This is a genomic window from Baekduia sp. (assembly GCF_035318805.1).
Classification (GTDB): domain Bacteria; phylum Actinomycetota; class Thermoleophilia; order Solirubrobacterales; family Solirubrobacteraceae; genus Baekduia.
On record NZ_DATHDY010000110.1, the window covers coordinates 25,193 to 38,633 of the forward strand.

At 72.9% G+C, this 13,441-nt stretch carries 14 protein-coding genes; 6 read left to right on the forward strand and 8 right to left on the reverse strand.

What is annotated here, in order from left to right:
- Together VK501_RS22505 and VK501_RS22510 are read right to left on the reverse strand one after the other, a co-directional pair.
- Complete coding sequence (locus VK501_RS22505) at positions 1 to 1,155, reverse strand: hypothetical protein (protein ID WP_324341438.1); 1,155 nt, start codon at positions 1,153 to 1,155, stop codon at positions 1 to 3.
- Positions 1,152 to 1,871 carry a hypothetical protein gene (locus VK501_RS22510; protein ID WP_324341440.1) on the reverse strand — a complete coding sequence of 240 codons (720 nt, stop codon included), beginning with the start codon at positions 1,869 to 1,871 and terminating at the stop codon, positions 1,152 to 1,154. Before VK501_RS22510 ends, VK501_RS22505 begins: the two co-directional genes overlap by 4 nt.
- Before the next feature lie 4 nt (positions 1,872 to 1,875).
- Here VK501_RS22510 and VK501_RS22515 point away from each other — a divergent pair, with 4 nt between their 5' ends.
- On the forward strand, positions 1,876 to 2,106 hold the full coding sequence (locus tag VK501_RS22515; RefSeq protein ID WP_324341442.1) for a hypothetical protein: 231 nt from the start codon (positions 1,876 to 1,878) through the stop codon (positions 2,104 to 2,106).
- Positions 2,107 to 2,224: 118 nt separating this feature from the next.
- On the opposite strand, the gene VK501_RS22520 is transcribed toward VK501_RS22515, so the two are convergent.
- From VK501_RS22520 to VK501_RS22535, 4 genes are read right to left on the reverse strand one after another with little or no spacing between them, the layout of a single operon-like run.
- Positions 2,225 to 2,848: a TetR/AcrR family transcriptional regulator gene (locus VK501_RS22520; protein WP_324341444.1), complete on the reverse strand. Its 624-nt coding sequence runs from the start codon at positions 2,846 to 2,848 to the stop codon at positions 2,225 to 2,227.
- Positions 2,849 to 2,867: 19 nt separating this feature from the next.
- Positions 2,868 to 4,016, reverse strand: a complete 1,149-nt coding sequence (locus tag VK501_RS22525) for an acyl-CoA dehydrogenase family protein (protein WP_324341446.1) — start codon at positions 4,014 to 4,016, stop codon at positions 2,868 to 2,870.
- Positions 4,013 to 5,239 (reverse strand): lipid-transfer protein, encoded by a 1,227-nt coding sequence (locus tag VK501_RS22530; protein ID WP_324341448.1) that lies wholly within the window; start codon positions 5,237 to 5,239, stop codon positions 4,013 to 4,015. The genes VK501_RS22525 and VK501_RS22530 overlap by 4 nt, the downstream gene beginning before the upstream one ends.
- On the reverse strand, positions 5,236 to 6,057 hold the full coding sequence (locus VK501_RS22535) for an SDR family NAD(P)-dependent oxidoreductase (protein WP_324341450.1): 822 nt from the start codon (positions 6,055 to 6,057) through the stop codon (positions 5,236 to 5,238). The genes VK501_RS22530 and VK501_RS22535 overlap by 4 nt, the downstream gene beginning before the upstream one ends.
- 123 nt (positions 6,058 to 6,180) lie before the next feature.
- On the opposite strand from VK501_RS22535, the gene VK501_RS22540 reads away from it, so the two are divergent.
- Together VK501_RS22540 and VK501_RS22545 are read left to right on the forward strand one after the other, a co-directional pair.
- Entirely contained in the window at positions 6,181 to 6,642 is a 462-nt protein-coding gene (locus VK501_RS22540; RefSeq protein ID WP_324341452.1) for an FAS1-like dehydratase domain-containing protein, read from the forward strand.
- Positions 6,639 to 7,070: a MaoC/PaaZ C-terminal domain-containing protein gene (locus VK501_RS22545; protein WP_324341454.1), complete on the forward strand. Its 432-nt coding sequence runs from the start codon at positions 6,639 to 6,641 to the stop codon at positions 7,068 to 7,070. The genes VK501_RS22540 and VK501_RS22545 overlap by 4 nt, the downstream gene beginning before the upstream one ends.
- A gap of 12 nt (positions 7,071 to 7,082) precedes the next feature.
- Here the strand turns inward: VK501_RS22545 and VK501_RS22550 are convergent, their stop codons facing one another.
- Positions 7,083 to 8,780, reverse strand: coding sequence for an AMP-dependent synthetase/ligase (locus VK501_RS22550; protein WP_324341456.1), 1,698 nt, complete (start codon positions 8,778 to 8,780; stop codon positions 7,083 to 7,085).
- 101 nt (positions 8,781 to 8,881) lie between these two features.
- Between VK501_RS22550 and VK501_RS22555 the strand changes: the two genes are divergently transcribed.
- Positions 8,882 to 10,030: a helix-turn-helix domain-containing protein gene (locus VK501_RS22555; RefSeq protein WP_324341458.1), complete on the forward strand. Its 1,149-nt coding sequence runs from the start codon at positions 8,882 to 8,884 to the stop codon at positions 10,028 to 10,030.
- 6 nt (positions 10,031 to 10,036) lie between these two features.
- Here the strand turns inward: VK501_RS22555 and VK501_RS22560 are convergent, their stop codons facing one another.
- Positions 10,037 to 11,251, reverse strand: a complete 1,215-nt coding sequence (locus tag VK501_RS22560) for an alpha/beta hydrolase (protein WP_324341459.1) — start codon at positions 11,249 to 11,251, stop codon at positions 10,037 to 10,039.
- A gap of 182 nt (positions 11,252 to 11,433) precedes the next feature.
- On the opposite strand from VK501_RS22560, the gene VK501_RS22565 reads away from it, so the two are divergent.
- A complete protein-coding gene (locus VK501_RS22565; protein WP_324341461.1) occupies positions 11,434 to 11,859 on the forward strand; it encodes a hypothetical protein in 426 nt (141 codons plus the stop codon).
- Between the two features lie 40 nt (positions 11,860 to 11,899).
- Positions 11,900 to 13,435: an ABC transporter substrate-binding protein gene (locus tag VK501_RS22570; RefSeq protein WP_324341508.1), complete on the forward strand. Its 1,536-nt coding sequence runs from the start codon at positions 11,900 to 11,902 to the stop codon at positions 13,433 to 13,435.
- The last annotated feature ends 6 nt before the right edge of the window (positions 13,436 to 13,441 follow it).

The following is a 13,441-nucleotide window of genomic DNA, read 5'->3' on the forward strand; positions in this document are numbered from 1 at the left end:
TCAGCGCCCCAAGGCGAGCACGTCGAGTGGGAACGACGGCAGATCGACGGTGCGGATGACCTGGTCGCGCGTGGGGTCGAGGAGCAGGAGGCGTGGATCGGTCTGGCGGCCACCCTTGAGCGTCGCCTGAGCCAGCACGACCGCGCCGGATGGCGCGGTGGCGATGCGATGCCCGCACAGGCGTGGGCTGGCGGCCTGGCCGATCACGTGGGCCTCGCCGGTGACGGCGTCGATGACGCTCAGGCCGCGCCTGCCGAGGCATTCCGCCAGCACATACACCCGGCCGTGCGCTGCATCGCCCGCGACCTGGAGGAGGTGGTCGTCGATGCCGGCGGAGTAGCTGCCCACGACGCGGGCCGAGCGATCGAGCCGCAGGATCTCGGCGCTCCCGGTGGCGGCCAGCGCGCCGTCGGCATAGCGGTCGAGGAAGCCATGCACTTTGGACAGGCAGCCAACGCCTGCACTGGCCGCCCCGGTGCAGCTTCGCCGCCGGAGCGATGGCAGCTCCACGACGTCCGCGCCCGTCGTGCACAACCCGGCGTGCTGCGGGGTGCAGCCCCCGTGGTAGGACGTCAAGGCGTAGGACTCGTCGGCCGAGATCAGCGCGTCGAAGATGTACCAGTAGTGCCCCGCACGCGCCCGGACGCTCCGCGACCTCACCACTTTGCGCGAGGCGGGGTCGACGACCGTCACGGTCGGAGCGGCGCTCTCGTCGCGCCCCTTGCGCGGCGCCGGCGCGATGCCGAAGACGTACAGCCGGCCGCTGCGCGGGCCGATCGCGATGTCCTGGTAGGCCGTCGTGCGAGGAAGCGCGATGCGGGCGGTCACGCGCAAGCCCTGGGGGTCGACCACGAAGATGCTCTGGCGCCCGGTCCCGAACGGCGACAGCACCGCGAGCGTTCGGCCATCGGCGCTCAGCGCCAGCGACCGGCGCGCTTCCGCCGCCTCGGCGCGGCTGCCCGTCCGGATACCGGCGGTCACCTCGCCGGTGGCCGCGGAGATCGCCAGCAGCCGCCCGTCGCGCAGGAGCGTCAGGACCTGCTCGCTCCCGTCGCTCGCTCCGGCATCGGCGCGCTGCCCCGGGGCCGACGTCGCGGCCGCCACGACCGCAGCCGCCACGATCCCGACGGCGATGATCAGGCGCAGCGGGCTCACGCGACCTCGAGCTCCTCGCGAAAGTCGGCGATTGTGTCCTGCAGCGCGACGTGGCCGGGATGACGGGCGCCGCGCAGGTCCGCCCACGGCACGTAGCTGCGCTTGTCGAAGTCATACGTCTTCCACGCGTAGTGCACGAAGCACGGACGCGCAGGAGCCTCGAGCGGTGGCATGCTGGCAAGGTAGCCCTGATCCAGCCGCAGTCCCACCTCGCGGCTGGCCAGTGCGAACGCCCACAGCTCGCAGTTCCATCCGAGCGCACGGCGGGCCGCGTCGTCGGCTCGGAGCCGCAGCGTCCAGCTGCACCACGCCGGCGTGACGCGGGCCAGATCGGCGACGCGCATCACGAAGGGGACGACGGGGACGCGGACCCGGTCCGGCGCGCGGACGTAGCGGCGCAGCGCGGCGGCCCCGGAGGGCTGCAGCGGATAGCGGCCATCGTCGGCCACGGGCAGGTGGCGCAACGCCCCGAGGTCCAACGCCCGCACGAAGATCATGTCCGGGTCGACGTGGAGCACGACATCGTCGTCGGCCGGCTTCGCCCGCTCGAGCCAGCGCGCGATCGCGAACGGTCGGTTGTACGGCGGATAGTCGTCGCCTTCGACGACCTCTTCGTGGTCCAGGGCCACGAAGGACCCCGTCTGGCCGACCTGCGCGTGGCTGTAGGCGAGCAGCTGCAATTGCCAGGCGAGGTACGCGGAGTGATCGACGCTCACCAGTGTGATCACCGTCGGCGCGCTTCTCAGCGGCACACCGGCCGCGGGTGCCGCCGTCTACGGCGCGTACGGCGGCGTGCGTGCGCTGAGCGTGGTGGCCATCCTGCGCGCCAGCCGCGGGACCCGCGGGGCCGATGTGCGCGACCGCCTGCTGTCCTGGCGGCCCCGCGCCGAGCAGCTCACGACCGTGTGGATGATCGGGGCTGCGAGCGCCAGCCTCGCGGTCATCGGCTGATGGTCGGCGCCAGGGAGCGGGCGAGGTCCCTGGCTTCGGCCTGCCGCGCGAGCTCCGCGAGCGCCTGCTGACGCTCGTGCAGTCGAGCGCCGCGCGGCGTTGACGCCGGTCCGCGCCGTCAGGCGTCGTGATCGCCCGGGAGGAGGCGAACGAGCTCCCGCCGCGCGAACGCCCACTGCCGCTCGACGCCGGCCGGCGGGTGTCCTAGGAGCCGGAGCATCGCGATGCCGCGGATGGTGCCGAGCGCCATCGCCCAGCGCTTGGCGAACGCGGGATCCGCCGCCAGCTCGTCGCCGAAGATCTGGTGCGACGACTCCTGGACGGCGCGGCTCATGGCCCGCTCCTGCTTCTGGACGACACGCCGGAGCTCCTCGTCGCGATGCGCCGCCAGGCTGAGCTCGACGATGGCGGCGAAGAGCGGGCCGCTGAACTGCTCGAAGATGACGTCCAGGCTCCGCTCGCGCCGGGCGCGGCCGCGCGGCGACCGTTCGATCTGCGCGCTCAGCTCGGTCAGCTGCCGGTTGGCCAGGTGCTGGACCGCCTCCAGCACGAGGGCCTCCTTGGACGGGAAGTGATGCTGCTGGGCCCCGCGCGACACCCGGGCGCGCAGCGCGACGCCCGTGCTCGTCAGGCCGGCGTAGCCGCGGTCCAGCAGCTCGTCGACCGCGGCGTCGAGGAGCTGCTGGCGGGTCGCGTGGCTGCGTTCCTGCTGGGGTTCGAGTGCGGGTTGGCGGGACGCCATCGCCCGGATCCTGGCAGGCCTAGAGCCCGTAGGTGGACCCGATGATCTCGCGCTGGATCTCGCTGGTCCCGGCGTAGATCGTCATCGGCAGCGCCTTGCGCACCAGGTGCTCCATCTCGTACTCGCGCGCGTAACCGGCCCCGCCCATCATCTGCATGCCGTCGAGCGCCATCCGGCGGGCGAGCTCCGAGGCCTTGAGCTTGGCCATCGACGCCTCGCGCGGCATCGAGCGCCCGGGGTCGCGCTCGGCGCGCCGGGCGACGTCGTAGATCAGCAGCCGCGTCGCCTCGAGCTCCGTGGCGAGGTCGGCGAGCCGGTGCTTGAGCGCCTGGAAGCTCCCGACCGGGCGCCCGAACTGGTGGCGGCCGCGAACGTACTCCAGCGTCTCGTCGAACGCGCGACGCGCCACGCCGAGCATCCAGGCGGCCCCGACGAGCCGCTCGAAGTTCAGCCCGGCCATGAGCTGCGACCAGCCTTCCCCGACCGTGCCGACCACCGCATCGTCGCCGACGCGCACGTCGGCGAGGAACACGTCGTTGCTCTCGCGACCGGCCATCGTCGGGATGCCGCGGATCTCCACGCCGGCCGCGTCGGCGGGCACCAAGAACATCGAGATGCCGCCGTGCTTGGGCGCGCCGGAGTCGGTCCGGCAGACGACGAGGATCTCGTCGGCGTGGTGCGCGCCGGTGATCCACGTCTTCTGGCCGTTGAGGATCCAGCCGCCGTCGCCGCGGACCGCCGACGTGCGGAGCGAGCCCACGTCCGACCCCGAGCCCGGCTCGGACATCGCGATCGCCTTCGGCCGGCCGGCGACGACGCTGCCCAGCACGCCGGCGCGCTGCTCCTCGGTGCCGAACTTCTGCACCGTCGCGGCAGTGATCAGCGTCACCCCGATGGCGAAGACCGGCACGAGGCCGTACTCGAGCTCCTCGAGCAGCAGGCAGCCGTCGACGACGGTCCCGCCGGCGCCGCCGTAGGCCTCGGGGATCGTCGCGCCCAGCCAGCCGAGGCTCGCGAGCTTCGCGTACACCTCGGGGCTGTGCGTGTCGGCGCCGTCCGCGGTGACGCGATCGCGCTGCGCCCGCGTCCCGCACTCCCGGCGGGCGAAGTCGCGCACCGCCTCGACGAGCGCGCGCCGCTCGTCGCTGAGGCCCTCGACGGAGCTCATCGGTCGGCCGGCTGGTAGACGGTCACGACGGCGGCGCCGCCGAGGCCGATGTTGTGCTGCAGCGCGACCCGCGCGCCGTCGACCTGCCGCCGGTCGGCGGCACCCCGGAGCTGCCAGGTCAGCTCCGCGCACTGGGCCAGGCCGGTCGCGCCGAGCGGGTGGCCCTTGCTGATCAGCCCGCCCGACGGGTTGACGACCGGGCCGGCGCCGCCGTAGGTGGTCGCCGCGGCGTCGACGAGCCGGTGTCCCTCGCCCTCTGCGGCGAAGCCGAGCGCCTCGTAGGTGATGAGCTCGTTGGCGCTGAAGCAGTCGTGCAGCTCGCAGACGTCGACCTCGGACGGCCCGACCTGCGCCTCCTCGTAGGCCCGGCGACCGGCCTCGCGTGACATGTCGAGCCCGACGATCTTCATGCAGTCGGTGTCGCCGGCGAACGTGGACGCGAGGTCGGTGACGAGCGCCTGGCCGGTGATCTCGACGGCGCCGGCCCAGAGGTCGTGGGCGTCCACGAACCGCTCGGAGCAGACGATCGCCGCCGCCGCGCCGTCCGACGTCGGCGAGCACTGCAGCTTCGTCAGCGGTGCGTGGACCATCCGCGCACCGAGGATCTCCTCCAGCGAGTACTCGTCCTGGAACTGGGCGTAGGGGTTGTCGACCGAGTGCTTGTGGTTCTTCCATCCGATCCACGCGAAGTGCTCCGGCGTCGAGCCGTAGCGCTCCATGTGGTCGCGGCCCGCGTTGCCGAACATCTGCGGCGCGAACGGGCCGGCCTCGGCCGGCCGGAGCGCGGCCATCGCCGCCTGGTGGCGGTCCATCGGGTTGGTGCGGTCCGGGAACTTCATGCCCAGCGACCCGCGTTCCATCTTCTCGAATCCGATGGCCAGCGCGCACTGGACGATGCCGTGCTTGACGGCCAGGCGGGCGAGGTGCAGCGCGGTCGACCCGGTCGAGCAGTTGTTGTTGACGTTGACGACCGGGATCCCGGTGGTGCCCAGGCCGTAGACCGCGCGCTGGCCCGCCGTGGAGTCGCCGTAGACGTAGCCGGCGTACGCCGCCTCCACGGCCTCGTAGCGCAGGCCGGCGTCCGCGAGGGCGCGCTGCCCGGCCTCCTTCGCCCAGTCGGGGTAGTCACCGTCCTTGGTGCCGGGCTTGTCGAACTTGGTCATCCCGACGCCGACGACGAAGGTGCGCTCGCCGGCGGCCGCGGCGCTGCTGCGGCCGGTCATGCCGGGCCCATCGCGAACGGGAGGCCGCCGGTCACGTTGAGCACCTGGCCCGTGACGTAGTCGCTCCACGGCGAGCACAGGAACGCGATGCCGCCCGCCGCCTCGCGGGGCGTCGCGGCCCGGCCGAGCGGGACGAGGCCACCGAGCGCCGAGCGCACCTGCTCCGGCACGCCGACGGCGATCGCGCGCCCGCCGACGTCGATGACCGAGGTCTCGGTCTTGGGCTGGGTCAGCCGCGTCTCGACGAAGCCGAAGGCCACGGCGTTGACGTTGACGCGGAAGCCGCCCCACTCCTTGGCCAGGGTCTTCGTCAGCCCCAGGACGCCGGACTTCGCCGCAGCGTAGTTGCTCTGGCCCGGGTTGCCGAAGGCGGCGAGCGAGGCGACGTTGACGACCTTGCGGAACACCTCGCGGCCCTCGGCGCGCTCGGCACGGGCCGGCTCGCGCAGATGCGGGGCCGCGGCGCGCAGGATGCGGAACGGAGCGATCGTGTGGATGTCGAGCATCGCCTGGAAGTCGGCGTCGGTCATCTTGTGGACCGGGGCGTCGACGGTGTAGCCGGCGTTGTTGACGACGATGTCGATGCGGCCGAAGGCGCCGACCGTGGCGGCGACGAGCGCGTCCGCCGCGCCGTCGGCGGTGACGTCGCCGGCCCAGACCGCCGCCTCGCCGGGCAGCTGCTGCGCGGCCTCGTGCGCTGCATCGGCGTCGAGGTCGGCGACGACCACCTGAGCGCCCTGCTCGCTGAGGATCTCCGCCGTCGCGCGCCCGATCCCGCGCGCGCCTCCTGTGATCAACGCGACCTTGCCGGCAAGCACGTGGGCTCCTTCGTCGGGCCGCGACGCCGTCGTCGCGGCACTGGGACGTCCAAGCTATCAAAAACCAGCGCTGCTGATTGTTTCTGTGTAGGCTTGCCCGCAGGACGACCCCGAGGAGGATCGATGATCGACCGCAACGCCGTTGGGCAGGACCTTGGCTCCGTGCGCTTCCCGATCGAGCGCGGCAAGCTCGCCGAGCTCGCACGCGCCTTCCACGAGCCCGACGGGCTCTGGCACGACCCCGACGCAGCGACGCAGGCCGGCCTCGGCGACGTCCCGGTGCCGCCGACCGTCACCGTGCTCGCCGACCACTGGCGCGAGCACGGCGCGCTGGAGCACGCGATCGCGCTCGCCGCCGACCTGGACCGGCTCCTGCACGGGGAGGCGTCCTGGGAGTACCTGGCGCCGGTGCGCCTCGGCGACGAGCTGACCGCGCGCTCGCACGTGACGGACCTGACGACGCGCGAAGGACGGCGCGGCGGCGCGATGACGCTGGTCTCGATCGAGACGACGTTCCACAACCAGCGCGACGAGCTCGTCGTGCGCCGGCAGGACACGCTGATCGAGACCGGGGAGGCCACATGACCGCGCCCATCGTCCCCGCCGCGCCGGTGCGACTCGCCGTGGGAGACCGCATGCCCAGCGAGCACGTCGGCCCGCTCACGCGCACCGACTTCGTCCGCTACGCGGGCGCGGGCGGCGACCTGAACCCGATCCATCACGACGAGCCGGCGGCCCGCGCCGCGGGGATGCCGTCCGTGTTCGGGATGGGCATGTTGCACGCGGGGATGCTCGGGACCCGTCTAGCCCGCTGGGTGGGGACGGGCAGCGTCAGGTCCTACACGGTGCGCTTCACCGGCCAGGTGTGGCCGGGCGACCGGCTGGCCTTCGTCGGGCGCGTGGCGCGCATCGACGAGGGTCCGGAGCACCGCATCGCCACGCTCGAGCTCGAGGTGCTCCGCGCCGACGGAACCGGCGTGCTGACCGCCTCGGCCACGGCGATCGTCGCGTGAGCGCCTCCGGCGTCACGCGTAGAGCCGCTCGATGACGTCGGCGTACTTCTCCGCGATCGCGGCGCGCTTGAGCTTCATCGTCGGCGTCAGCTCGTCGCTGCTGGCCTGCCAGTCGTCGGGCAGCACGTGATAGCACTTGATCTGCTCGACGCGGGACAGCACCGCGTTGCCCCGCTCCACCGCGGCTGCGAGCTCGGACGCGAACGCCGGGGCCGCGATCAGGTCGGCCGGGGCGTGGTCGGCCAGGCCGTGCGCTGCGGCGAACGCCGCGGCCGCGACGGCGTCGATCGTGATGAGCGCGGTGACATACGGCCGCCGGTCGCCGATGGCGACCACCTGGGCGAGCAGCGGGCTGTGGGCCTTGATCGCCGCCTCGATGTTCGACGGGGACATGTTCTTGCCGCCCGAGCTGATCATGAGCTCCTTCTTGCGCCCGACGATGCTCAGGAAGCCGTCCGCGTCGAACGAGCCGAGATCGCCGGTGTGCAGCCAGCCGTCGGCGTCGATCGCCTCGGCGGTGCGCACCGGGTCGTCGCGGTAGCCGCGCATCACGAGCGGGCCACGCACGAGGATCTCGCGGTCCGCGGCGATCGTGACCTCCGTGCCCGGCAGCGGCCGGCCGACGCTCCCCAGGCGCGTGTGCTCCGGCGTGTTGGCCGTGCAGATGACCGAGGTCTCGGTCATCCCCCACATCTCCCGGATCGGGATGCCGATGCCGTGGAAGAACTCGAGCACGTCGCGGCCGACGGGCGCCGCTCCGACCAGCGCGGCCTCCAGCCGGTCCAGGCCGAGCCGCTGGCGCAGGGCGATGGCGGCGTCCTCGTCGGCGGGCGGCTCGATCGCCGCCTTGAGCTTCTCCCAGATCCTCGGGACCGCGAAGAGCCAGGACGGATGGACCTGCGCCACGACGCCGAGCACGCCGGCGGGGTCCGGGCAGGTCGTCGTGCGCCAGCCGAGCAGCATCGGCATGTAGTGGCTGAGCATCCGCTCGGCGACGTGGGCCATCGGCAGGTAGGACACGACGTCGCCGCCCTCGCGCGGCAGCGGGAACACCGCGTCCAGCGCGCGCAGCTCGCAGAGCAGGTTGGCGTGGGTCAGCTCGACGCCCTTCGGCGGTCCGGTGGTCCCCGACGTGTAGATGACGGTCAGCAGGTCCTCGGGCGTCACTGCCTGCCAGCGCTCGTCGAAGTCGAAGCCGGCCGGTGGCGGGAGCTGCTGCACGTGGCGCAGCGTGGTGGCGCCCGGGCAGCGGTCGCGGTCGGCGACGACGAGGTGCTCGACCGTCCCCTCGCGCGTGGCCTCGCGCAGGCGGCCGAGGAACTGCTCCTCGCAGAGGACCACGCGCGCCCGCGCGTTCGCGAGCACCTCGCGGATCTGCGGCGCCGTGCTCGTGTTGTAGATCGAGAAGGGGATCCCGCCGAGGTGCATGACCGCGGCGTCGAGCAGGTGGAACTCGGGCCGGTTGACCATCATCAGCCCGACCGTCTCGCCGCGCTGCAGGCCGAGCCCGGCGAGGCCCGTGGCGATCGCGCGCACGCGGGCGGCGTACTCGGCCCAGGTCAGCGACTCGCCGCCGTCGGGCTCCCGGAGCGCCGTCTCGGTCGCGTGGTCCGCGGCGGTCTGCTGGAAGGCGTGGCAGAACGTCGCGGCCGACCCGAGCGGGTCGGGGCGGGAGACCTCGGCGCCGGCGGGATCCTGGAGATGGCTCATGAGCGCCCACGCAACCAGGTGCGAGCGCGCATCCGAAGCCGATCGCGTCCACATTGTCGCTTGCCACTCCCATCCCGGTTGGGGCATAGTCGAAAGCCACTGTGAGCGAGGGCTGGGAACCGATCCGCCGGGCGATCAACGAGCTGCTCGCCCAAGAGCAGGAATGCGTCACCCACATCGTCACCGCGGTGCGCAGCAGCGTGCCCGAGTACGCCCAGCTCGCGACGACCGACATCGCGCCGGGGGTGCAGACGAGCGTGCGCGTCACGTTCCCGGCGCTGCGCGACCGGCACATGCCGACCGAGGCGCAGGCCGGGGTGCTCGATCGCACCGGTGAGCGGCGCGCGCGCCAGGGCCTGGGGGTCGAGCCGGTCCTCCGCGCGATCCGCTTCGGCATCCATGCCGGCTGGGAGCTCGTCGCGGAACGGGCGCGCTCCCACGGCGCGCAGGCGGCGGAACTGCTCATGGCCCACGAGCAGTTGTGGCTGCTCAGCGACCTGATCGCCAGCCGGACCGCCGCCGCCCACCGCCGCGCCGAGCTGCGGCTCGTGCGCCGCGAGCACCAGCACCACGTCGACATGGTCCGCGGCGTGCTGCTCGGGCGCTCACGACCCGACGAGCTGGCCAACCAGGTCCTGTCCCTCGGGCTCGACCTGGACCACCCGTACGTGATCTGCCGGGCCCGCACGCTGCCGCCCGGCACGCTCGACGAGCTGGAGACCGCGCTGCTGGCGACCGGCGACGACGACCGCGAGCCGGTCCTCGCCTCGCTCGAGCGCGACGTCATCGGGCTGCTGCCGTGGCGGCCGCAGATCGATCCCGAGACGACGCGCGCGGTCATCGGCGTCAGCGAGCCGATGGCGATCGGCGACGCGCCGCTGGGCTTCCGCCTGGCGACCCGCGCCGCCCAGAGCGCGCTGCGCTTCGGCCTGACCGGCGTCCACGACCTGCGCACGATGGCCGTCCGCGCCGCCGTCGCCAACGACCCCGACCTGACGCGCGCGCTGGTCGACGCGTTCGTCGAGCCGCTGCGCAGCGGTCGCGAGTTCGATGCCGAGCTGGAGCGCTCCGTCGTCGCCTACCTCGAGCACAACCTCCGGCTCGAGCGCACCGCCGAGGCGCTCAACGTCCACCCCAACACGCTGCGCCAGCGTCTACGGCGCTACACCGAGATCACTGGCGCAGACCTGCACCGGGTCGACGACCTGGTGAGCGTGTGGTGGGCGTTCCGGGAGCGCGAGCTCCGCTAGCTCCCGCTAGGGGCAGGGCGCCGTCGGGATCGTCAGGTCGGCGGGAAGGGCCGCCTGCTGCACGCACCCGCCGGCCGTCGTGATCGTGACCGACGTGGTCGCGCCCGTGACCTGCAGGCGGGCGCCGTCGCGCTGGAAGCGCACGACGCCGTTGGGCGCCGGGGCGAACTGGTAAGCGAGGTCCCAGAGCCGGCCGCGGGTCGCGACGGTGTCGCTCGCCCACGAGGTCGGCTGGTCGCCGACCGGGGCGAACAGCCCCCAGGCGATGGCCCGCCGCAGCTGGTCGCGGAAGTACGTCCACCCGTGCAGCCCATGGGTCGGCTCGTAGGTCGCGGGCACGCCCGCGGCGCTCAGCGCGGCGGCGTACGTGTCGGTCATCGGCCGCAGCAGCGCCGCCTCCTCGACGCCGCCGACCAGGAGCTCGGCGAGATCCGCGAAGCCGCGGCTGTCGGCCGTGCCGTCGCCGGCGGTGAGGAACACGCGGGAGTGCGCGAGGTTGCCGGCCACCCGCGACGGGTTGTGGCCGGTCGCATAGAACCCGTCGGCCGGGCCCTCGACGTCTCCGAGCCAGCCGCCCGACACCAGCGCCATAAGGTCGGGGAGCACGAGGCGCTGCGTGTCGACGAAGCCCGAGAACACGCCGACCGAGCCGAAGAAGCCGGGGAGCCGCCCGCCGAGGTAGGCGGCGCCGAGGCCGCCCATCGAGACGCCGACGATCGCGTGGTAGCGGCGCTCGGGCCGGACCGGGTAGCGCTCGAGGATCTGCGGCACGACCTGGTCCAGGAGGTAGGACTCCCACGACGGCGCGCCGCGGTTGCCGCCGTTCCACCAGTCCGCGTACCAGCCGCGGCCGCCCTCGGGCATGACGACGATCGCGTTCAGCCCGGCCGCGGTGTGGACGATGTCGCCCTGCGCCGGCGCCGCCCAGCCGCGGTAGTCGTCGCCGAACCCGTGCAGCAGGACGACGAGCGGATACGTGTGGCTGGGGTCGTAGCCGTCGGGCAGCAGCACGTTGGCGCGCGGGGGGCCCGGGTAGGGCAGCCACTGCTGCGGCACCTCGCCGGCGCGGTCGGGCAGCTCGATGGTCTCGAGCGTGCTCGCGCCCGCCGCGGTGGTGAGACCGGCTGCGCTCGCGCCGAGGCCGGCGGCCACGGCGCACGCGGTGAGCAGGGCGCGCCTGCCGCGCCGTCTGCGGATGATGCTGCGGTCGGGTTCGCTCATGGCGCGACACTAGGAGCGGCGCCGCGAGCGACTCCAGCGCCGCGCCCCGCTTATGTGCGAACCGCACGTCCAGAGGCGCTCAGGAAGTGGACAGCGCCAAGCCGCGCTCGTGATCGTCCTGGGGCGCGCGACCTCGTGTTAGGAGTGCCTCCGCTGGGTCACATCGACGGAGGAGCAGCGAGATGGAACGAGTTCTCAAGGGTGCGGCGATCGGCCTGGCCGTGGCGGGCGTCGCGACCTTCGCCGGCGCGTCGCGCGACGTCGCCGACACGGCGCTTGCGGCGAGCAGCAAGGTCAAGCTGACGGTCCACTGCGGGTTGAGCGCGGGCAGCGCGTCGGCGCTCACCGGGACCTACACCGGCGGCGCGTTCGGCAAGGGCAAGATCACCGGGATCCTCACGGCGCCCAACGCGACGATCACCTTCAAGAACAGCAAGGGGACGGCCACGGCCTACGCATCCGGCAAGCTCACCAGCAAGGGGCGCTTCGCCGGCAACTGGCACTGGACCGGCGGGACGCGCGCCTACAAGAAGATCAAGGGCAAGGGCCACATCGAGGGCACCGTGGACTGCCAGCCCTGGACGCTGACCGGCACCGCGGCGTTCTAGGCGCGACACGTTGACCAGGGGGAGGCGACCGGTGAGCAGGATGTGCGTGGTGGCGACGGCGGCGCTGGCGATGGGCGCCGTCGCCGCCGGGTGCGGGTCGGGCTCGGGGCAGACGAGCCCCGGCGCCGGGAAGGGCGGCACGCTGAACGTCGCCTACGGGCTGCCGGCCAGCAGCCTGAACCCCGCCGAGATCGACCAGGCGTCGGAGTGGTTCGTCGACCTGGCCTACGACCCGCTCATCGGCATGGACGCCAAGGGGGCGCCCACGCCGGCCCTCGCGACGTCGTGGCGGTACGTGGGAGCGGGCAACCGCCGGTTCGAGCTCACGCTGCGTGAGGGCGTGCGCTTCAGCGACGGCGGAGTTCTCAGCGCCCAGGGCGTCAAGGCGCACCTCGACTACGTCCGCAAGGCCAACGGCCCCAATGCGCAATACCTCTCAGGAGTCAAGGCGATCACGGCGGTGGGCGTCCGGACCGTCCGGATCGACCTCAAGGTCCCCAACCCGCTGATGGCCACCATGTTGTCGCACCAGTACGTCGTCGGCGACGTGATCAGCCCGAAGGCGCTGCGTCGGCCCGACGCGCTGAGCACGGCGTCGGCCGGCGCCGGACCGTACGTGCTGGACACCAAGGCGACGGTCTCGGGCGACCACTACACCTACCGCGCCAATCCGACGTACTGGAACAAGGCGCAGATCCACTACGACCGCGTCGTGATCAAGGTCATCGCCAACGCCAACTCGACGCTCAACGCGCTCAAGACTCGGCAGGTCAGCGTCGCCGGCGGCGAGTTCACGACCGTCGGGGGCGCCGAGCGCGCGGGGCTGACGATCAAGTCCACGCCGCAGGTGTCGATGGGGATGCTGCTCGCCGATCGCGCGGGCACGCTCGCCAAGCCCCTGGCCGACGTGCGCGTGCGCCAGGCCATCAACTACGCGCTGGACCGTCCGGCGATCGTCAACGCGCTGTTCGGGCGCTACGGCCGCCCGACGACGCAGACCACCAACGGCCAGGGCTTCGACCCGGCGCTGGACCGCTACTACCCGCACGACCCCGCGAAGGCGCGGGCGCTCCTGGCCGCGGCGGGCTACCCCGACGGGTTCACGCTGCCGCTGCTCAGCTCGGCGCTCGCCGGGGGCGACGTCATCGCCCAGGCGATGGCCGGACAGCTCGACAAGGTCGGCATCAAGCTGAAGATCTCGAGCACGAGCAACCTCAGCCAGTACGCGAACAAGCTCTTCGGCGGCGACTCGCCGGCCGCGGTCATCGGGTACGGGTCCCAGCCGATGTACCTCGAAGGGCCCGGGCTGTACCTGCCCAAGGCCACGTTCAACCCGTTCGGCTCGCAGGACGCGACGGTCGACGCGCTCTACGCCAAGCTGACCACGGCGGCCGCGGGCGAGGCCGACGCGGTGAGCCGGCAGATCCAGCGGCGGCTCGTCGAGCTCGGCTGGTTCGCGCCGGTCGGCTTCGCGCCGCTGGTCTACTACGCCGACAAGAGCGTCGACCCGGACTCGCTACGGACCAGCCCGAACGCGCCGATCCCGCCGATCGCCGAGCTGCGGCCCGCCGGCTAGACGGGG